The 21,959-nt window shown below is 35.0% G+C and carries 19 protein-coding genes; 2 read left to right on the top strand and 17 right to left on the bottom strand.

The features are described 5' to 3' along the window. Positions 1-37: 37 nt before the first annotated feature. From B176_RS0104905 to B176_RS0104830, 17 genes are all read right to left on the bottom strand, one after another. Positions 38-1,018, bottom strand: a complete 981-nt coding sequence (locus tag B176_RS0104905) for a DUF4961 domain-containing protein (protein ID WP_017257668.1) — start codon at positions 1,016-1,018, stop codon at positions 38-40. Position 1,019: 1 nt separating this feature from the next. Continuing rightward, on the bottom strand, positions 1,020-1,469 hold the full coding sequence (locus B176_RS0104900) for a DUF5004 domain-containing protein (RefSeq protein WP_017257667.1): 450 nt from the start codon (positions 1,467-1,469) through the stop codon (positions 1,020-1,022). 24 nt (positions 1,470-1,493) lie between these two features. Further along, positions 1,494-3,227, bottom strand: a complete 1,734-nt coding sequence (locus B176_RS0104895; RefSeq protein ID WP_017257666.1) for a RagB/SusD family nutrient uptake outer membrane protein — start codon at positions 3,225-3,227, stop codon at positions 1,494-1,496. 268 nt (positions 3,228-3,495) lie between these two features. Beyond that, entirely contained in the window at positions 3,496-4,662 is a 1,167-nt protein-coding gene (locus B176_RS0104890) for a T9SS type A sorting domain-containing protein (protein ID WP_017257665.1), read from the bottom strand. Positions 4,663-4,792: 130 nt separating this feature from the next. Then, positions 4,793-6,295, bottom strand: a complete 1,503-nt coding sequence (gene lnt, locus B176_RS0104885; protein WP_017257664.1) for an apolipoprotein N-acyltransferase — start codon at positions 6,293-6,295, stop codon at positions 4,793-4,795. 23 nt (positions 6,296-6,318) lie between these two features. Then, positions 6,319-7,065, bottom strand: a complete 747-nt coding sequence (locus B176_RS0104880) for a sterol desaturase family protein (RefSeq protein ID WP_017257663.1) — start codon at positions 7,063-7,065, stop codon at positions 6,319-6,321. A 93-nt stretch (positions 7,066-7,158) separates the two neighbouring features. Then, complete coding sequence (locus B176_RS21265; RefSeq protein ID WP_051129993.1) at positions 7,159-7,536, bottom strand: hypothetical protein; 378 nt, start codon at positions 7,534-7,536, stop codon at positions 7,159-7,161. 194 nt (positions 7,537-7,730) lie between these two features. After that, positions 7,731-7,880, bottom strand: a complete 150-nt coding sequence (locus tag B176_RS21260) for an alpha/beta hydrolase-fold protein (RefSeq protein WP_202803334.1) — start codon at positions 7,878-7,880, stop codon at positions 7,731-7,733. Between the two features lie 116 nt (positions 7,881-7,996). After that, positions 7,997-10,318 carry a GH92 family glycosyl hydrolase gene (locus tag B176_RS0104870; protein ID WP_017257662.1) on the bottom strand — a complete coding sequence of 774 codons (2,322 nt, stop codon included), beginning with the start codon at positions 10,316-10,318 and terminating at the stop codon, positions 7,997-7,999. A gap of 126 nt (positions 10,319-10,444) precedes the next feature. Then, positions 10,445-11,851: an SGNH/GDSL hydrolase family protein gene (locus B176_RS0104865; protein WP_017257661.1), complete on the bottom strand. Its 1,407-nt coding sequence runs from the start codon at positions 11,849-11,851 to the stop codon at positions 10,445-10,447. A 225-nt stretch (positions 11,852-12,076) separates the two neighbouring features. Then, positions 12,077-12,943 carry an ROK family protein gene (locus B176_RS0104860; protein WP_017257660.1) on the bottom strand — a complete coding sequence of 289 codons (867 nt, stop codon included), beginning with the start codon at positions 12,941-12,943 and terminating at the stop codon, positions 12,077-12,079. 8 nt (positions 12,944-12,951) lie between these two features. Further along, positions 12,952-15,531, bottom strand: a complete 2,580-nt coding sequence (locus B176_RS0104855) for a glycoside hydrolase family 38 C-terminal domain-containing protein (protein ID WP_154647890.1) — start codon at positions 15,529-15,531, stop codon at positions 12,952-12,954. 271 nt (positions 15,532-15,802) lie between these two features. Beyond that, on the bottom strand, positions 15,803-17,107 hold the full coding sequence (locus tag B176_RS19015; protein ID WP_083852683.1) for a GDSL-type esterase/lipase family protein: 1,305 nt from the start codon (positions 17,105-17,107) through the stop codon (positions 15,803-15,805). A gap of 356 nt (positions 17,108-17,463) precedes the next feature. Then, positions 17,464-17,778 carry an SDR family NAD(P)-dependent oxidoreductase gene (locus tag B176_RS20565; RefSeq protein ID WP_026063158.1) on the bottom strand — a complete coding sequence of 105 codons (315 nt, stop codon included), beginning with the start codon at positions 17,776-17,778 and terminating at the stop codon, positions 17,464-17,466. Positions 17,779-17,815: 37 nt separating this feature from the next. After that, positions 17,816-18,739 carry a HipA domain-containing protein gene (locus B176_RS0104840; protein ID WP_017257657.1) on the bottom strand — a complete coding sequence of 308 codons (924 nt, stop codon included), beginning with the start codon at positions 18,737-18,739 and terminating at the stop codon, positions 17,816-17,818. Between the two features lie 2 nt (positions 18,740-18,741). Next, positions 18,742-19,065, bottom strand: a complete 324-nt coding sequence (locus B176_RS0104835) for a HipA N-terminal domain-containing protein (RefSeq protein ID WP_017257656.1) — start codon at positions 19,063-19,065, stop codon at positions 18,742-18,744. Beyond that, a complete protein-coding gene (locus B176_RS0104830; protein WP_017257655.1) occupies positions 19,058-19,261 on the bottom strand; it encodes a helix-turn-helix transcriptional regulator in 204 nt (67 codons plus the stop codon). Before B176_RS0104830 ends, B176_RS0104835 begins: the two co-directional genes overlap by 8 nt. A gap of 861 nt (positions 19,262-20,122) precedes the next feature. Here B176_RS0104830 and B176_RS0104825 point away from each other — a divergent pair. Further along, entirely contained in the window at positions 20,123-20,680 is a 558-nt protein-coding gene (locus tag B176_RS0104825; RefSeq protein WP_017257654.1) for an RNA polymerase sigma-70 factor, read from the top strand. A 53-nt stretch (positions 20,681-20,733) separates the two neighbouring features. Further along, on the top strand, positions 20,734-21,894 hold the full coding sequence (locus B176_RS0104820; protein ID WP_017257653.1) for a FecR family protein: 1,161 nt from the start codon (positions 20,734-20,736) through the stop codon (positions 21,892-21,894). Positions 21,895-21,959 lie beyond the last annotated feature (65 nt).

Here is a 21,959-nt window from a genome sequence, read left to right as displayed (position 1 = left end):
CAATCAATCCCTAGTAAAGAAAAAATTTAAGCAACTATCACGGACAGTTAAAAACATATTTAAAAGGAACTAGGGTATTTCCATATCCTACCTTTCCAATTCCACTCAAATCTTTAAAATGATATTCAAGTTTAACAATTGACCGCCCTTTGGGAACATTAAAAAAACCTCTCGGCCAAAAATCAATGATATACCTTTTACCCCCTATTGGCTTAAGCTTAGTTTTGGCAGTTTGCTCGCAGATTTCTATTGAGCTACCATTATCAAGTAATGCTGTTGCGCATAAATAAATCTCTTCTGTATTACTTAAGACAGTTTCGGAAACTCCGTTATCATAGGTTAATGTAATAATATCATTATCTAAACTTTTGACAGGGTCAACCTTGCTTAACTGAGGATTAAAAAAATCTATCACCTCACCTTCACCGTTTTTAACTTCAAATGCATTTGAAAAAGCAAATTTATACATCTCGCCATTGTTGATCCCCTCTCTAGAGGCACCAATAAAAAAGCCTAGTTTAACAAGCATATTTTCAGGTCCTAATTTTGATTTGATAGTTACATTGATGTCTGTGTTTTTATCAGTCTCAAAAGAATACGTAGAAGTACTTCTGTAAACTACCCACTCCAGATCATTAACTAAGTTAGGTCCAATTCCAAATTGTTTTTTTGCAGCTTCAGGCCAACTTAAACCAGTATTAAGTTCTTTGTCACTTTCCGGAATAAGTTCTAGTGTGCCGTCGCCTTTTCCACTTGTAAAAGTGACTACTGTATTGCTCGCAACTTTCCAACTTTTCGGAGCTAAGAAGCCAACTACCATTTTAGTGATATATGGAGGTTTTTCTACCTTTGCTACTGTACTAATTTTTAATTTGAATGTGCTTACTTCATTGGCATTACCAGGTGGAGGTAATGTGATTAGCAATGCATCAAGGCCACACTGTGCTAAAAAAATCACTATTGATAAGCTCAATAGCATAAAAACCTTTTTTGTATTAATTTTAAATAGCTTCTTCATGTTATTGTAACTTTTCAAATACGTAATTATAAGTATTGCTTGAACAACCCATACTCATCGTTAAACTCATCCTTCTTTTACCTTCTACTACAGGAAACTGAAATTTTACAACCTTACTGGCATCTGGTTCACTCTGTGGTGTTAAAATAATAGAGAATGGATATTGAGGATCATCCAAACTATAAACACCGCCTTCCTCAACAGCAAATGCCAATTTATCAACAAGTGTGTAAGTTTTGTCTTCGTTAAACACAATCCTAAACTTACTTAAATCCATGCGTTGGGTTAAATCCTCGCCATTTCTTGTCAATTGAGAAATCTGCCACGTCCCTGAGATATCCTTAGTAGCTTCAGTGGTTTGACCGGTTTTTTCTTTTTTACATGCACTAAAAAAAATCGCTATGGCGCAAAAGCTCAGACATAAAAACGTTAGTGTTTTTTTATTTTTCATGATTTTATTTTCTTTTTCATCAGGTTAATAACCAGGGTTCTGCAATAGCTCCGTTGACTTTTTAATTTCACTTTCAGGTAGCGGCCACAAATACATTTTATCTGTAAACGTGTGTTTTCTTACCTCTACGGTATTGTAAGTTGTGCCGGAAGCTGTTTTAACAGGCTCGGTACCATGCATCATTTGGTTTTCTGTTTGGCTTGCAATTTTCCATCTTCTCACATCAAAGAATCTGTGACCTTCAAAAGCCAATTCTTTCTGTCGCTCGTTGCGTATTATTTTCTGCATTTCAAGTTGCGACAAACCAGCTGGTAAAGCAAAAGGTGTTAGACCTGCCCGCTCTCTAATTTTCTCAACCGCATCATAAACTTGTTGATCCGGAGCAGTCAAGAACTCATTTCTTGCTTCCGCAAAATTCAAAAGAACTTCAGCATATCTTATCAATGGAAGGCATCTCTCTGTGGCTGTAGTAAACCAGTTGGAAACCACCTCTCTATCTACCATCTTATAAGTATAATAGCCTGTTGGCGTCCCTTTATAAATAGCATCTTGACCAGAAACAACCTTATTTGGATCCGTTTTATCAACAAAAATATTTACTGGAATTCGAGCTAATTCAGGATAATGATAAACTAGCGATTGATCACGCACAAAACTATTGGCTAACCTTGGGTCTCTATTTGCGTATGGGTTTTGAGGATTGTAACCAGAGCCGGAAGCGTCTATGGCAAGGCCGTTCTTCATCCCAAAAGCATTAACAGTTTCTAAATAAGGATATCCTGCCGGATTGGTAACACCGTGAGTAGGCGGAAGCCAAACACTCTCTAACTGATTATTGTCGCCCACCATTCTGGCAAAAATCAATTCAGTACTCTTTCTTTTTATAAAGATTTTATAGAAACCATATCCAGGCTCAGTTGCATTATCTAATAACAAAGAATATTGTCCGGAGTTTAGCACTTCAGCCGCGGCATCTTCCGCTAATTTCCATCTTTGTTTATCAAAAGCAGGATAAGCAACCACAGATTTAAGTGGTTCCGCAGTAGCTATGCCTCCACCGTTGAACAGTGGGCTAGCTGCGTATAATAATACCTTAGCTTTTAACGCCAAACACGCAGCTTTATTAACTCTTCCGTAATCTTCACCATCTTGGATCCAGGGAAGATCCTGTGCCGCCGCATCGCATTCTTTCACAATATAGTTAACACATTCTTCGTATGTTCTTCTAACAGTAGGGATACTGTCTTTTGAATTAAAAGTACTATCACCTATAATAGCCACGCCACCGTAATGCTGCAACAGCAATGTGTAATACCAGGCCCTTAAAAATCTAGCCTCGGCTTTGGTCCTTACTTTTAAAGCGTTACCGAATTTAGCATCGGGCAAGTGAAAAAGAAATTTATTAACCCTTCTGATGTTAGCATAAGGAATACGCCATGCATCAGTCGTGATTAAGCTAGAGTTAACCGTACCAGTGGCGAATTGGATATAAGTATTAACTGACCCAGAAGCCGGGCCTTCGGACTCATCTGAAGACGCGTCCAAACCGCTATTACCAAACCTAGTAGGGCTGGTGCTAAATCCCACATCGGTATAAATACCTGTCAAGAAATCCATGGTATAAGCACTATCTAAAAAGACAGTCTTTTCATTGAGTTCGGTTGACTGTGTTTTGTCTAAAAAGTTTTCTTTTTGACAAGAATAGAGAACCGCAGTGACTAAAAATAAAATCACCAGTAAGGAGCAATTATTTCTCATTTAATTAATAGGTTAACGCCCGCTTTGGAGCAAAGGATTAAAATTCAAGAAAATTATAAACCTTTTTAATTACAATCAGTTGGTTGGTTACTTACCTTAATAGGTAATTATCGTCTAAATTAGAAACAAAAAACGATTTAGCAACTATTTAAAGCTATTTTTTTTACAAAGTGCGAAATTCTAATTAGGGAATACCGCTTTTGCATGTATGAAATGACTGACCACTTGAAAACTTAAATGATCAGTCATATCTTTTAAAATACAATTATTAATTTACTAAAACATTTTTAGCTGAAGAAAACCCTTCTCCTTCAATTTTTAGGATATAAACACCCAAGCTTAGCTTGGTACTTAGGTTTAATTTGTATGAGTTTGTGCTATTTGATGAGAAACTTTCTTTATGAACAATTTGTCCCTGAGTGTTAATCAATGAAGCATTCACTGTTGCGCCTTTATAACCGTTTAATGAAAAATTTATGTCAGCAAATGTGGGATTAGGATAAACCGACACAACAGCTCCTGGGGATTGCAAAGTAAAATTAACTGATTTTGAGGCCAATAATTTAAATGTACCGTCAAAATCATACTGTTTTAACTGATAATAGTTTACTCCATTCTCTGGGTTTTGATCCAAAACTGAGTATTCATTTTTAGAAGAAGAATTTCCCTCTCCTTTTACTGCGGAAACGACTGACCAGTTCTTTCCGTTGTTGCTTCTCTCTACAACAAATTTATCATTGTTCTGTTGAGATGCCGTTGCCCATTTAAGACTTACTCCATTGTTTTCTGCCTTGGTATCAAAGCTTAGTAAGCTAACCGGTAATGTAGCTCCTACAAGCAATGTAGGCAAATTAGTTGCAACATACTCACCATCGTTTGTAGAGAAATAATATCTTGTATTAAGCAAAGCGTCAGCAGTAGGCTTAATAAGAAATTCAACCTCTGAGTAATCTCCTACAGCAGGTAGAGTAACTCCAGGACTATTAATACCAGAATTTGCTAAAATATACCTGCCGTTTATAAAGTTTGTGGCTGCCGCATCTTTAGTTAATACACCAGAAGTAATTGCTTGCCCGTCAATAACATTCGCATTTGTCTGTGCCATTTCAAAAGCTTTAGTATCAGCATTTGAAGGATTATCAATATAAGTCCAATTTGATCCGGCATTGCCAGTAACCGTGGAGTAGCGGAGAGTATTAGTATTAGTCATACCACCTGCAGGAGCAGCTTGCCTTCTAATAATAAGTCTCAAGCGTAGAACTCCGTTATTGGTAATAGTAATAGATCCGGCTTGGCCTGATGCATCTGTGGCTCTTGCAGTCCCTGTAGCATCATCATTATTCCAACGCCAATTTTCTTGAACAACTCCTGGGGAAGCAAAGGAAGCCGTTGCAAAACACACAAATAGTGTGAATAATAGTAATTTTAATTTCATAATATTTTATAATTAGTTTCCACTAAAATATAGCAACTAAATCAATTTAGCAAATAAAAAGAAAAAAATATTTCTTAATACGACCTAGGAAGTAAAATAGATTAATCGCTGCTTACTTATTATTGGATTACTAAGCTTTTTTTAAGGAAAACTCTTTTAAAAGGACAGTAAAAATTAAGATTATAGCTATCCCTAATATTAAATTTGGAAAATAATATTTATAATTATTAAATCTATTAGACGAAATAGCAACCATTTCTACAAAAAAATCATTGCTTTTACGTTTTAACATAATCTCTCCTGTGTATTTTATGTATCCAGAAAATCCATTATTACTATTGGTTACCAAATCTTTCCGGCTAATAACAGCATTTAATCGGCAGAACAGAAAATGTAATCCAACAATGTAATTATTCTTAAACCAGCCATCATTACTTAGAGTCAGAAGAAATTCTGCATTATTCTTAACCATAGATACGGAAGATTTGGGATTTACTATTTCGTTACATATACTTATTCCAGCGTTACCATAAGGAGTAATAATAGGATTGCTTTTGTTGCCTGGTTCTATTAAATAATTATTTAAATTAAGAAATGGCAAGCTTAAACCCAAAATAGGAGCTTCAACAAAATCTAAAAGTTGCTGTTTATCATATCTGCCTATTATTTTACCATTAGTTGCTATTCCATAGACAGAATTATATACTGTTTTACTAGAATGGTCACTTATTAGTCCTATAATATGAGTGGTTTTTTCCGGATAAGGTTCTTTAAGAATTTCAAGCAGCAAATCATCATCTGACTTGTATGTCCAAGGGATTACAGATTCTGACCAAAGCACAATATCAGGTTTTAACAATGCGGCTTGTTCGTTAAGAGATAATAATCTTTGAGCTAAAACATTACCTCCTCCATTATCCCACTTTAAAAGCGGAGGAACATTTTCGGCTACAATTGCAACTTTTATTGGTCCTTGAAAAATCACATCATTTTCTGCCTTAAGTTTGATAAGAAATCCCATCCCTATAATCAATAATATAATTCCAGAAGGTAATATTAAGTTTAACCACTTGCCAGAGATTATAATCTTACTAATTAAGTAGTTAACGAAAACCACTATAAAACTTAAAATTGGCAGACCAAAATACGAGGCCCATTGTATTGTATATATATTATTTAGCAAACCATAACCGCTATTATACATATAATATGGTGCCTTATTAAAAACATAATTTAAAACTGATTCAAAAAGCACAAAAACACTTGCTGCACAAAGTGCCATTAAGTATGGATTATTTTTACACTTTAAGCTAAGAATACCTAAACTTTTAATTAAGACAGCCCAATATAAACTAAATAATGAACTGGAGATTAGAATAAGAAAAGTCCCATAAATCCAACTGTTTCCACTAAACTCATTTGCCCCTTTAAAAATCCAAAAAAAAGAAACTGTAGAAACGCCTATTCCAAAACAAAAACCACTTTTAAAAAATGAAAGTTTAGAATTACTGTTTAAAATATAAAAAAGCGGAATATAACATACCCAGGAAAGCAGAAAATATGCATTTAAAACACTAAAAGCTGAAAAAATTCCTGTAAATAGTATTAATAGATATACTTTTTTTAATTCCATTTTTACCAATTAGTTTTACCTCATTATGGTTTCTTTTTCGCCTCTCTGTCTTTTACCTTAACAATATGGTCGTTATATTTTGGATGTGACGTTTTCATCCAAATATCCCAAAATCTGAAGTATAACCCATAATTACCTTCGTAAAATTCGTGGTGCATATTATGAGTAATAGATGAGTTAATCCACCTCCCCCATTTAGACATCAAAAAACGTTTAGAAAAAATTTCGAAACCTGAATGACCATAGGCATCCCAAATCATTATAATAATAAAAAAAACAAGTAATGCTATGGGATGTAAAGGAATAATAAACGGCAACAATGATAGGATGAATGCCTGGATAATTGCCTCTATAGGATGGAAAGCGAAAGCACTCCACGAAGTAGGATTAGTTGATTGATGATGAACTTTATGTACGAAACGAAAAAAAGGCCGATGCAGTAACCTATGAGTCCAATAAAAATAGGTGTCATGCAAAAAAAGACACACTAAAATACTGAATATAAAATATGGTATTCCGTACTTATCGCCGTCCATATACATTAATGTGTATGGAATGGTATATGGGTTTATAATTAATAAAGAAATACTTGTAGAAAAGATAATCGCTATAAAAGAATTTTTAAACTCTCTAAATCTATGACTTATTGGAGCATCTAATAATTGAATTTTCTTTGATTGATTTTTCTTCAAAAAAAAAGAAAAAAAAAGATAAAAAAAACCTGAAGATATGAAATAAATAATAAAATTTAAAAACCAAGTTTTAAGCATTTTTTAAAAATTTATATTGATACGTTAATATATTGATTGTTAAATTCTGTTTATTTAAAATTAAAAAGATCAATACCTAAATACTAAAACAGTTTAGCAAATTTGAAATAAAAAATCGATAATATATTTTAATTGGCGAATTTTAAAATTTATACCCATAAACAATAGCTGGTATTTAAGGATATGTGACCAAGTATACCCACCTAGCCCTGTTATAAAAGTATGAGGAATGTTATCAAACAATAATTTATCATGTAGCGCTACATCCACCTTATAAAAATCATCACCACATTGACTAATGATTTTAAGTGAATTTGGTGTGAGTAAATGCCTTAAATTAACTACGCTATTCTGTTCCCACCTTTCCGAATAAACAGCATGAGTGCCAAAAAGCTTGGCGATATCCCAGTTATTAGGAAAAGGATGCAGATCGGCTCCTCCGATCATACTTCTAGCAACGCTAAAAAACATCTTGATATTTGAAAGCAAGATACACTGGTAATCCCTCTAGCGTTTTTATAAGCGATGGTTTTGTAATGCGCATCTATCCAAGTCAACTATTCTTATGAGATATAGGTTTAATATCGGGCTTCTGCCTGTTCGGGGCTATCAAAAACACCAACTTGCGTAATTACGATCCTGACAACAACAATAATAATATGATATTAATCTGCCAGCTCTTCAATAGCCAGAACATTTTTTGTTACATCTTTATAGTTTCCAGAAAAACCATGAAGTAAGTAAACCAACGGAAACCGTTCTATACTATTATATCCTTCTGGTTCAATTACAACCACCTTAATCTCCTTTTTCATTGAAGGCTGTAAGTTAATGCCGTATCAACCGTGGCAATATAAGTTTTCAGCCTTACAAGTAAAAACATCCATAAAATGAAAATTTTTAACCTATTTATTCAATAAAACCCATGCGTTTAAATAGCTAATCCCCAATTTTTATTCGGTTGTGAACCCATTTCCAACTCAAGGTTACCTCCCTTAATAATAGTTTCATAATCTAACCAGCATTTATCATACGCTTTTCCGTTAAGTGTGGCTTTTTGGATGTAGATATTTTCTGGAGAATTATTTTTAGCCGTAATGGTGAATTTATTATCATTATCTGCATTTAAAGAAACTGTTTTAAACACCGGACTTGTGATTTCGAACCTTGTACTACCTGGCGTGATAGGATGAATCCCGCTAGCAGCTAAAACATACCATGCCGACATTTGTCCAACATCTTCGTTTCCTACCAAGCCTTCTACAGAATTTTTGTAGGCTCTTTTGCAAATTAAGCGAGTCCATTTTTGCGTTAGCCATGGCGCCCCTACTCTATTAAACAAGAAAGGAACATGATGAACTGGTTCGTTAGCATGGTTGTAATAATCGTTCCACATCACATCTTTAGGGGCTTTTTCGAAAAAGTTCTCCAGATCTGCTTTTACTTTTTCCTTTCCGCCCATCAATCCAATCATTCCGTCTATATCTTGTGGCACAAACCAACCTTGTTGGTAAGGATTGCTCTCTACAGAACCGTACCATTGTTTTAACCTACCTTCTTCTGGCCAGGGTAACCATTTCCCATCTTTATCTTTAGGTCTGAACCAGTTTTTCTCTTTATCAAAAATATTTTTGTAATCTTTTGATCGTTCTAGGTACTTTTTCTGATCAGCGGTTTTACCTAATCCTTTCGCCATTTCCGAAACGCACCAATCAAAATAAGCATATTCTAGCGTGTTTGAAATCCCAAAAGGTTCATAAGAAAACCCTCTTGCTCCATTTCCAAATTCATTTACACTATTTACAGAAAGCTGATAAGCTTTTTGAATGTCAAAACCTCTAATTCCTTTTACATAAGCATCAGCAATTACAGAAACCGCAGGGTTGCCAATCATACACCCGGTGTAGGCATTTAAAAACTCCCATCTTTCTAAATAACTTTTACCCTTCTCGTCGGCTAGGGTAACTAAAGAATTAATCATATCACTCACTAACAAAGGGTTAATGATAGTCTGCAGTGGCATCTGACTTCTAAAAACATCCCACCCACTAAAAATCGTTCTTTTTGTGAAATTCTCAGATTGACGAGCAACGCCATCACCTCCGGGATAATATCCATCAACATCTTCAAATATCCTGGGGTCAATTTGTGTGTGATATAAAGCGGTGTAAAAAACTGTTTTCTCTTCTTCTGAACCACCTTCTACTTTTATTTTAGCAAGCGAGTTCTCCCATAATGTTATTGCATTTTGATGAACGGCATCAAAATCAAAATCTTTTACTTCTGCATTTAAATTCTTTTTTGCACCGTTGATACTTACAAAAGAAATTCCTGCTTTTAACACTACCTGTTCTTGCTCTGAAGTAGGGAATTCGGTATAAAAGCCTAAGTGTTTACCCTCTTGCTCCTGCGTTCCTACTATCACCTTAGCCTCAGCAATACGTTGTTGATATTGCTCACTGGTTACGCTTTCTCTTTTTCTTGACCAGCTGTCAGGAATATCGGCAGACCAAAAGCCGTAATTTTTGAATGGTTTACTAAATTCAGCATGAAAGTAAACGATATAATCCGCTTTCCCATCTCCATCGCCCCATCCGCCACCTTCTGGTGTACATTTCATCCATCCTTCAATGGTATGGTCGTTTACAACTTTCACGTACTGACTTGTTGAAGTACCACCTACTCTTCGAGCTAAATCAATTTGAATTCTTGACTGTTCATTTTTTGGAAAGGTAAATCTCAACATTCCGCTATGAGGAGCCGCCGTTGATTCTGTTTTGATATTGTAATCCGTTAAATCAACTTCATAATATCCAGCGGAAGCTTTTTCTGATTTTTTATTATACCTTGAGCGATAACCATCGTCAGGTTTTTCTAGAGAACCTGAGTTTGTTTTTAAAGGTCCGGTGGTAGGCATCACTAAAAAATTGCCTAAATCACCAAACCATCCCACGCCACTCATCTGTGTAAAAGCGAATCCCTCTATGCTACCATGTTCACTACTATATCCAGAGCCATTATCGCCACCTGTGATTGTGTTTGCGCTAACCTGCACCATTCCATAGGGAGTTGTAGCACCAGGGAAGGTTTTTCCCAAACCATGATAAGTACCAGCATCCCCAACATTTGTGCTTGCACCAATGAACGGATTAACGTAAGCTGTGGGTTTTTGAGAATTTGTTTTTTGTATTTTACATGCCGAAAATACCGTGGTAAAGAGTAATCCCAAGAAAAGGAAGTTGCTTTTATTCATCTTTTTGAACTGGTAATTAATTAAAAAAAAATATTAAATCATAAATATTTATAATACAAGATAGCATTGAATTTAAGCAGTGCTATTCTAAAAAAAACCTAAATTTGACCTCATCAAGGCTTCTTTCTAATTTGTTATATTTAATAATTCAAGTCTTACTTGACGTTTTATAGGTTTATTTATACTATATATTTTATCCGTCAATATATCCATATTATCTTTCCACATCGCCCTCACTTCCGGAAAACGGCTGTATTCATAATTCGCCATCTTACTTGCCACAGCCCAGTCTTTTTTCGCTTGCTTGTGCAGCGTGTCTAGTGTTGCCATATCGTCTTTGTAAAGCAAACCTTTCTCTTTCAAAAAATTAAATTTTAACCAATCATATTGTCGCAATTGATCTTCTGTTTCTTTACGCTGTCTGTTAAGATACATCACGTTAGTTGCCTGTAAATATTGAGGGGTATTTGGATAATTCGCTAAATTAACACCTGTTTGCAACTGTTCCGCGGTAAATACACCTATCATTCTGTTGTCTATTGCTAAATTGTACAAACCACTTTTGAGCTTATTAATTTTCAAAACCTCCTGATTCATTTCTTTTATAAACGGAATAACCTTTAAAGCGTTAGACTGCTTATCTGGATTTAACCATCTGTGCTCAATGGTATCAATTGGAAAAGGCAGTGATTTAGCTAAGTAATCGAAACTTAAACCATTTTGATTAAATGTCAACGAAGATATATTGCTATTCACTTCCTTCAACACTTTTTTTGACTTGCTATCAATCTCTACATCTGCGATAGGTTTACCTGCAAATCCCTGGGCTTTCAAAAAAAGATAAGCCATAATAAAATGCCCTTCTTCTCCCGGATGGATTCTATCACTACCAGTAAGTGTATATTTTGGGTCAATCTTTTGCTGTTGTTGGTTAATCTCCATCATTGGATGCATAATATCCAAAAACTCCCAGTTATTTTCTTTAGCGATGGCTTTCTGAAAATCGGTTATTTTCTCCATAGTGGCTACTTTGCCAAATAGGATATGTTCATCACTTTTCTGTTTCTCCATCCCATCATCGTAAGGAGACGACGACATAATGATTTTTCGAACATTAGGCACTTGCTTCAGTTTTGCCTCAATACCTTCAAAGCCAATTCTTGACTCGTTTACAATTGCATTTACCGCTTTAGCGCTTGGAACAGCATTCATATACTCCATATACTTACTGTCATTCATCCCAAAAGTGATCAACACCACATTTGGTTTTTCAACCAATACGTCATCTTCTAATCTGTAATTGATCTGACTTGCAACATTGCCCCCAACCCCTTTATTGAAAATCTTAATTCTTTTTTCGGGAAAACGAGTCATGTAGTAAAGCCAAATATTAGCTTCATAAAATCCTGCTTCCGTTATGCTATTGCCAACAAAAGCAATTTTGTCTCCATCATTAAAAGGTTTAACCTCTTGAGCATTCATGGCTGATGAAAGGGCTAACATGATTATAATTGAAGCAATTCTTTGTTTCATATTGTCATTTAGTTTTTCAGACGTATAGCTTTAAAGACGTATCTCTGACATTATAATTGGATAGTGCTAAATTATACAAAAAAAACGATTTAGCAAAAGGCTTAAACAGCTTTAGAGGCATAATTTTGATCTGTTAAACAATAACTCAACTAAATAAAATTCGACCTTCCTTTTAGCTATATTTCAATATTGTGGATTTATCAACGGAAATTACTGCGCTACTCGCTAATTACCACCGCTGAGCGCCGCACCTAATACGCTTGAGTACGGATCTGCTTTAGAGAGAATTAAAGGTACATTTATATTTTTTTTGATTAAATTCTTCCCCAAATCCGTTTTAAAACATGGATAGGCATCAAGCACCTCGCCTCCTAAAATGATATAATCGGGCTCTTCCCTTAAAACAAATTCATAAATAAAATTAGCAAGATTAACTGAAAAAGCTTTAAAAAGCTCTCTTGCCACTGGGGATTTGGAATAAATCCTACGCAAACCTTTAATATTGATGATATTAATACCCGTTAATTTCACGTACTCTTTCAAAAACCAACCAGAAGAAATGTAATCTTCGGCAGTATAGTCAAGAAAAGATGAATTCCATAATTGGGCGTCTACCGAGATACCATTTTTATATACCGCACTTGCTAAACCAGTGCCTATATTGAGCGCAATTACGGTTTGATTTCTAAAACCATCAGAATATGACAATTCCCCATTAAGAAAACAAGTGGAATCATTTAAAAATCGAATATTTTCTGATGGGATATTTAATTTTTTAGCCAATAACTGTTTTACACTCAACCCGTAAAGCGAATCGTATTTTTTTTGGCCTAGCATTAAAGATACACCGTTTGCATAGTCAAAGGGACCTGGCATTGCAATACGGATATACTTTTCAGCAATTTTTTGTTTATCAAATGCACTTAAAATTATAGATGTCCACGAATTAATAATTTCATCGGCGTTACCCCATGAATTTATCGGTTGTCTAACATAAGAATCGTCCATGATCTTTTTGGTCTCTAAATCTACCAAAGCAACTTTAATGTGCGAAGCACTTATATCAACTCCTAAAACTAGATTAATTTTCATCCTACTTTTTAGTCAAGCCCACCTCTTTTTCTTTCTGATTTATTAACGTCAAAAAATCTAATCGTTTTAAAAGCAAAACTAGGAATAGACATTTTTAGATTGGCTATAGAATTATTAGCTTTCCCAATCATGAGCGATTGGATTAAAACACCATTTAACTCCTCCGTTTGTGCTTTTGAAGCATTGAAGCCCAATTTTAAATCTCCCGCCGTATCTTTACCGCTCGCATTAAATATTCTAACCAAAAGATCATTACCATCAAAAACACTTGAAGATAGCACCCATCCTTTTTGATCTGTAGTGAGTAGTGGATTTGGACTCATTAACCTATTTTCTCCTGAATTAACGGCTAGTAATGGCTCATTTATCAGCTCGTTCTTTTGCCATAATTCAGCAACTTTCCAGTCTCCTTTGTGCGGAATTAACGAATAACAAATTTCGGTTGCCTCCTTAATTGTATAGTCCATACCCCAAAGTCCTTTTCCAGAGTATTGAACATTCAACCCTAGCGGGAAGTTTTCTCCATGGGTGTAACTTGTAGTATGATCGGTATATAAAGCACAACCATATTCTCCCTTTTCATCAACAACATCCACCCAGTTTAAAATGATGTTATTTTTAATGCTATCCCACGAGCTAAAAAAAGTATTCTTTAACTTGCTTTCAGTAACATCAAATGGTGCATTTTTAAAAACTTTTTGTCCTTTTAAGTTTAAAGGAAACAAGGTGAGCAGTTTATACTTATCGTTATAAAATGCTTTCTTATGTTCAGCATCTTGATAATTGTTTTCTTTATAGGCACCTATTCCTTGATTTGATTTCCAGTCTATGTTTAGTTTAAAGTCAATTCTTTCTTGCCCTTGATCCATGGTAATAAGCTGTTGAAATTTTTCACCGGCAATTTCACCTGTAATAGACAAACTAATTCTGGCTGGTCCGTTTTCGACTATGGCAATTTCTACAGACTTATCCCCACTTGAATGATAGCCTCCCTTATTATAGAAATATCCACGTAACTCATTAAAACCTCTATCAGATAGGTTGTCCACAAAATCCTTATTATTCATGTTTTTTGCAATTAGGTTTTTGATAATGCCACCTCGTTTGCTGTCTATAACAAGCTTGTATAAATTGGTTTCCATTACAAAATCACCATCTGCTAATTTTTTGACCTCTGCTCCAGAAAACTTAGTTCGTATACCTTTTTTAAAATAGAATTTATTATACCCAAAGGGTTTCACTTTAGCCTTAAATAAAAGTTTAATCTGGGTTTTATCAGACCCAACCACCTGAGCATCTAACAGTTTATGATTTTCATCAGCAATTGAAGTTCTGTGAGGATTCCAGCCGTGAGGAATAGCTACCGAAACCCATTCCTCTCTAGCACTTAAAGTTGTGTTATAAATTTTAAGTACTTTATTATCAAACTTTATTTCGTCGGTTTTTGTCCTGATAATACTATCGCTTACTGTATCAGTAAAAGCTGTCCAACTTTTAACCTTATCTGCCCATGTTTGCCCATCCAACACGTTGTAAGGCACAATCCATGAGTCGTGATGTTGAGCTAACAATAATGATTTCCATGCATTATCAAGAGAAACAGCAGGATAAACAGTTTTACTATCTAGCGTTTTGATGGAAGCAACTTTTTCTGCCTGAACAATTTTATTTTCGGCTATTCTTACGTTTTGTGCTAGTTTCTGAAGAATCTGCGCTCCCCACACCAAACTTACCTGCAAATCTTCTTGGCTAAAATTCCAGTCGGTAACTTTTGATCGGTCAGCTACGTTCTCAAAATAATTTGCCCAAGTGGTATATTCTGTAGGCATATAAAAGTCTTTCCTTAGCCAAGGCCCAAACCTCCAACCGGCATCTTGCAAGCACATTCCTACTGGCGACTTTATCCCAAACTTAAATGCTGATTGAAGAAAGTCAACGGCGTTATCGTTTGCGATAGTCTCCCAAGTAGATGATTCTTTTAATAGCTCGATTTGATAGCGGGGAACAGTTAAAATACTTGTGCCATCGGGACCAATCCAGTTTACTAATTCGCCACCAAACGCTCTGGTATAACCGCCCCAACATGTATTAGGGTTTTTTAATGAAGCATATTTAAACCCAAATGACCGTAATATACCTGGTAGTGCACTGGTAAAACAAGGCTCCTCTGAAGAATAAGTATGGAATTGAACCTCTGGGAAATGGAATCTAATCTTATCAATTCCGTAACTAAACTGTCTAATAATACTTTCTCCGGAGATATTAAACATATAACTTTGCCCGTAAGCTGGATTAACAAATTCAATTCTTTTACGTTTAGATTGATTTTTCACAAGAGACTGAAGCTGTAGATAAGCTTCTTTATCTGTAATGGCTACGTTGTCCCAGGTTTCAGGCTCAATTTCTAAGTTTATATTCCACTGCGGATGTTTATCTAGTTGAGTAATTATAAAACTTGTGTATTTTTCAGGATAATGCCCCCAAATACCACCGTGGAAACCATCAACAAAGTATGCCGTTTGAGAATACAAACTATTACCATAAAAAATAAATATAAGTGGTACAAAAAGTAGAAAACGCTTCATCATCGATTTTTGGTTTTTTTTTAATTATTGGTGTATCTCCCGTCAACACCCTTCAAAATAAAATGTAAGACTACTAATGAGCTATATGTCCTAAAAAATTAAATAAAACGATTTAGCAATGATAATTATAAATCACTAAATATCCAATTACATTCCATTTATACTTATCGAAATTCGCTTTCTTGTGCTTAGTCTAAATATGAATCTTATTAAAAATAATCTCATCTTTTTACTCGCCCCGCTTTTAGGAGAGAAGAAAAACGCAATAATAAGTTTAGTCTTTTTCGATTAGTACCAGTTTATTTCTACTTTGTGCCAAATTAACAATGTTAGCTTTATTCAGTTTCTTCCTTGCCCCACTCAGTGGAGCGTATAATTCTAAACTAGATTTTAATAAGGAATCTCTGGTGATGTATCTTACTTCCTCTGAATTCATCCCTGATCGCCAAAACATCAGATCTCTATAAAAAACTTTTTTAGGCATTTCGTTCCCTCCAAACTTTATACTATTTATAAAAAGCTTTCCCTTAACATTACCTTGGGCAGTACTGTCGCAGTATAATGTGGAGACTCCTTCTGCGTGATAGTGTGTAAAAACAACCTTATGCCATTTACCATCATTTATCGGTGTTTTACCGATGATGGCATTGCCTTTTGGGGACGTATATTTCAATACACCGTTTTCATTAGATATTGTAGATTCTCCATCAGCTCCCTCTATTGCCATCAATTTACCCGATGAAGATGAATTAAAAGTAAATGCAACAGTGAATGGATGTACAATGTTCTCTGGCACAAAACTCAACACAGTATGGTTTCGTTTCTTAAGTATTGACGATGAACTATCTAGCTTTTTAGGTATTGGCTTTTTATTGTTAAGTGCATCAAATAACGATGGCACTAATGTATAAGCCATCTCTCTGTGTCCTTTGTCATTTGGATGGGCGCTATCCGCCCAGTAACCATTACTCCAGCGCCCTTTTAAATCATCCACAGCTCCTAATAAATTAACGCTTGGCACATCTAACAGGTGAATAAATAAATTCATCTGTTTAATATATCCGTAATCCACCAAATTATAGTCATTACGGGTGTAGCTGTTCGTTATTACGGGAGTCATTCCGTCAGCTCTGGCTTTCTCTACCAATATTTTGATGTTTTTTTTGAACTGATCAAAAGCAGGCTCCCCGTTTTCGTGAATACCTTCGTTGCCTAAGGCAAGTGCAAAAATCACATATTTTAATTTTTTAGACGTAAGGTCACGAGTGTATCGGTTTAATACGCCAACTGTATTATTTCCAGGAATACTAATGTTAACGGTTTCCCACGGATAACCTCCATTTTTAGTCCGCTCATCTAAAATTTTAGTATAGATGTTGGTATACCCATCGTTATTTGTGGCACCTTGACCATAAGGTACTGAAGACCCAAAATAGGCGATTTTGAAAAGATTTACACCCTCCACTGAGTCCTTTTTGGTGTTCCCGGCTTGCGAATTTGGGCGATTTTTACTTTGCGCCATCGTTCCAAAAGAAAATAGAACAATATATATAAATAAGAGAATTTGGATTCTTTTCATAAATAAAGATTATATGTGTTTTATAATTATTGAATGATTTAACTTCTTTTGGGTTGCAATTAATGCTTTAAAACCTCAAAGTATTTTTTTTTAAAAAAACCTATATCCTGTAATTCTCCCTTTAATGATTCCCAAATAAGTTTTTATGTGGCACTCAGTTTTCGCAAATTCTCAAGCCGTAGAACGCAAACATAGAAAGTTATTTTACTAAAACTTATTCGTTTTTAAAAATCACTACAGACTCGAGTAGTTTTTTTTTGAAGGAATGGTCAATAAAGTAGTAAAACATGCTGAAAAAACCTCTTTCAAGATATATAAAATCTTATATAGATTATTCTCAAAGTTCCACCATCTGCTTAAAAGTGAATTTGGATTTGTTTGTTGAATGATAGATATTTCATTAGTTCTACGCATAGACAGTTCGCTTTTGCAAGCTTTGTAACAGTTGTGGCTACACCATTTGAATAGGTAGGTCTGCCCAAAATCGTATTTACTGTTACCTCTGCACCTTTCGTTAGTTTTGATAAGCCATTACTAATAGCCATCATCGCAACCTTATTCATTCCATAATGAATCATATTTTCGGGTATATTAACACCTGATTCACTACTTATAAATAATATTCTACCCAATTTATTTTGAAGCCTTTTCGGTAATAGTTTTTGCGACAACCTAACACTTTGAAAGATAGGTAAAAGTGGATTGCTGTTAATTAAATAGCCCTTGCTTTTTATTCCAGATTTCTTGATATAATTCTTTTTTATCAGCGCTTAAGAATGATAACTCGATCATTTCTTCAACTTGTTTATTACTAGCGGAAAATTTGTTGTAGGTATTCCTAACAGTGGTTCCAGGTATATTCATCATTTTTGCCAACAAATCGAAATCAGCTAATTTTATTTTTTTCTTTTTGCCGTTCAATGTCATGGCTAATTCTTCATCATCTTGTGGATTAACGAGATTCACATTGAGAAGGTCATAAGCAGGACTTAGATTTATTCCTTGGTCTGTATGTAGCACAGAAAAGTTCTTTAAGTGCATATCATTGTTTCCTGTTAAGTAAGAAAATAATACCAGCTCAAAATAGGTGAGCGCATCAAAGCCAGTTTGAGTGCAGTATTTTAGGATGAGCTTGCCAATCTTTTCATAAGATCCCTTGTATTTACTTTCTGTTAAAAATTCAGAAAGTTGGCAGAAATCTTCCATATGAACTTTTTGGCCTTTCACCCTGTCAAATCTTTTGGCCAAATAAACTAAACTGCCGCCTGACGCTTCCATTAAAGTATGATCGCAAGTAGGCATTTTAAATACAGTCGCCAAATGCATGGTCAAATCTTCTGACTGTGGCATTTCCGGAAAATCAGGATGCTGTGGTTTGAGTATGTATTCTCCCCAAAGTCCTACTATAGTCAACCGGTTCTGTTCTTTCTTCTTTTCCAGTGTAACGGAGAGTTTAGGCTGAACTCCGGTCATAGCAATCCTCTCGTTGATGGTCTGGTCAGCCAACGATTTCAGTAGCTTATTGTTCAATTCTAGCTCAGGTACTTTGGTAGTACCAAAAAAATGCTTTGAACATTTTTCATGATATGAGGATGTACCCGCATCCTGATAACAAAACCAACAATTTGCCATAATTAATCTTTTTCAGGTGTAACTGTCACCGCCCCAATTGTATCCCGGCATGTTAAAAGCAACAGTTCAAACCGGTCATTGCTTTTGACCTTCCAGTGTGTTGTTGCCAAATCCAATAACCAACCCTCAGGTATCAATCCATCAAAAAAAGCAAAAAGCACTTTACTTTCATATTTCAGAGAGGAAAGCGGGAGTGTTAAGCTCACGGGTCTTGCGTTTTTATTCTCCAAGTAATCGTCATCGTAACTAAATTCATAACCTTCATCAGTTTCCGCAATTATCCCCGCCAGCGTGTTCTTGAAATAAACTAAACCTTTCTTACTCATCCTCTTTTACTTTTGATATCACTCCTAGTTCTGCGCCGAACAACATCAAAACTTGATTGACCTTATCCATTCTTAATGTCGGCTTTCCTTGTTCCATCTCACGGACAACTCTTAGACCGACCCCAGCTTTTAAAGCGAGATCCTGCTGAGTGAGATTTAAGGCTTTTCTTTTGCTCTTTAAATATTCTGACAACATATCTATACCCTTTCGGGTACAAATATAAAATAAATTATCCAATTATACCCTATCGGGATTATATTCATTTTACATGCCATAATTATACCTTATCGGGACCATTACTACTAACAAGCGGTTGGCTATTTTTGCTTCCTTCATATAAAATGGTTGATTTTAGCATTCAATTGCAGACAATTAGTTACAGAAAAAAGGTGAGCATTTGGTGAGCATTAAGTTATAAATATTGCAAAATATTGGTTTAAAGAGAATAGAGCATAGGTTGAGTCCCCTCCCAACACTCCTGATTTTCGCTTAGTTTATCGAATTACAAATTTTGCTGTAACTTACCTAACGTCAAATAAGCGCATTAAAACAATTAAGAGGGCATGCTTTATACATAGAAAGTTACCTATATCGTCAGTTTACTTTATATTTAACTCCTAATAAACGCAGACAAACAAGATCAAAGCAAAGTAGAGTATATCGAGAGTAAGCAGCGAAGACACCCATTAAACCTATTATTTTCAGTAGGTTAAAAACAAAGCGCAAATCCCATCTTCTCCGCTGATACTCACATCAAACTTTATCAAAAGCCTGTTGATCAAATAATTGTAGGCTTTTTTTTCGCTTCGAAAACCGAGAAAAACATTTAAAAATATGCCCTACAAAGCTGGATCAATGTAGTACCAATTCATTATACTTCAAAAAAACACAGTACACATTACCTCATAGAACATCTTTGGAAAAAACTACACTTGTTTTTCTCAAAAAAATTTAAAACATCAATAAGTATCTGTAATATTTTTTCTAAATTCTTAAACGATTATAATTTTAATCTTCTAAATTTATCGGACCAAACCAAGAAAACCTAATTTCGATATGCCTATTTATTCCTCATTACCTGATCCGGTTTTACTGGATTTGCTAAAAGAAGACGACGAGAAAGCTTTTCAGGAAATTTACACAAGGTATTGGAAAATTCTATTAACAAAGGCAGGTCAAAAGCTTTCTAATACCGAAGAAGCGGAAGATATTTTAACTGATTTGTTTGTTTCTTTATGGAAAAGAAGAGAGAAACTGCCATCAATTGTTTGCCTAAAAAGCTATTTACACCTCGCACTAAAATATCAGGTTATAAAAATTTGGGCAAGGAGGCATCAAGACGCTCAATATCAAAATTTCAAAACTGCACAACCGCAACAAGTAATCCAGGATTCGATAAGCCTTAAAGAGCTTAATCTTGATTTAAAAAACGCAATACTAAATTTGCCCGAGAAGTGTCGGGTCGTTTTTGAACTAAGCAGGGAAGACGGAATGAGTCAAAAACAAATTGCCTCGATATTGGGAATATCGCAAAAGACAGTGGAAGCGCATATCAGCAAAGCCTTAAAGACTTTAAAATCGAGTCTACGCCACCATTTTATATTTTTTTTATAAAACACTAAGGGTAAACGCGTCCAAGTAGTACTTAATATTAGATACTTGGAAATATGCATACACCCGAAATGGCAAAACGATATAATGAACTTTCTGCGAAGTGGCTCTCAGGCGACATTACTGAAGCGGAAGAGCAAGAGTTATATCAGTTCTATAACGAAGATAATTCGGACATCTTTAAAATACCTCATAAATTCAATGGCTCAGAACAAGACTATAAGAGTTTTTTATACCGTATAATCCAAGTTAAGTTAGTAAAAGACAAATCGACTTACCGGATATGGATGTGGTCTGCTGCCGCAACAATTTTATTCGCCATTGGCGTGTTAATTAGTTTAAAAACGACTGATAAACTTAAAAATACAGCTTACAGTCCTAAACAGGAAATAATCCATAACAAAAAAGAAGTTTCCGCTCCTGTATTAATACTAGAAGATGGCTCAGAAATAAATCTGTCTAAAATTAAGGAAGGTACGATTAACCATCAAAAAGATGTGGCAGTTACTAAAGATGATACGGGACAACTGGTTTATTCCTATAACAATGAGCCTTCAAATAGCCCCTCTGAAAAAACTGTTTATAACGAAATCCGAACACCTGTTGGTCAAAAATTCACCATTTGTCTTTCAGACGGGACTAAAGTTTGGCTAAATGCAGGTTCTTCTTTAAAATTTCCGGTGCAGTTTGAACAAGACCGAAGATTGGTTCAATTGTATGGAGAAGCTTACTTTGAAGTAGCAAAAAATAAATCCAAACCATTTAAAGTAATTACTAATACACAAGAAATAGAGGTATTAGGAACACATTTTAATGTTAGTGCTTACGAAAACGAATCATCAGTAAAAACAACTTTACTGGAAGGGAGTGTAAAAATAAACAGTAAAACTGCTAAACAGTCTACCATTTTAAAACCTGGAGAGCAATCCGTATTACAGGCAAATCATTTAGAAATCTCGCAAGTAGATGTTGAGCATGTTGTTGCGTGGAAAAGTGGATACTTCACGTTTACTAATGAAGATTTAGAAAGTATCATGCGGAAACTAGAACGCTGGTATGATATAGATGTGGTTTTTGAAACCGGAAAAAATCCTAATCTAATTTTTGCTGGTAAAATATCCCAAACTAAAAGTATTTCAAGTGTTTTAAAAATAATAGAAGAAACAGGAAATGTTCATTTCAAAATTTCAGGAAGGAGGGTAACCGTAATGAAGTAATTTGGACAAAAAAGGGATCCTGACTGCAATCAGGATTCCCTCAGAATGCTCAGGCTTTCAAACTT

Origin of the sequence: Pedobacter arcticus A12, assembly GCF_000302595.1 — a bacterium.
Taxonomy (GTDB): domain Bacteria; phylum Bacteroidota; class Bacteroidia; order Sphingobacteriales; family Sphingobacteriaceae; genus Pseudopedobacter; species Pseudopedobacter arcticus.
This window is presented reverse-complemented; position numbering and strand designations above follow the sequence as displayed.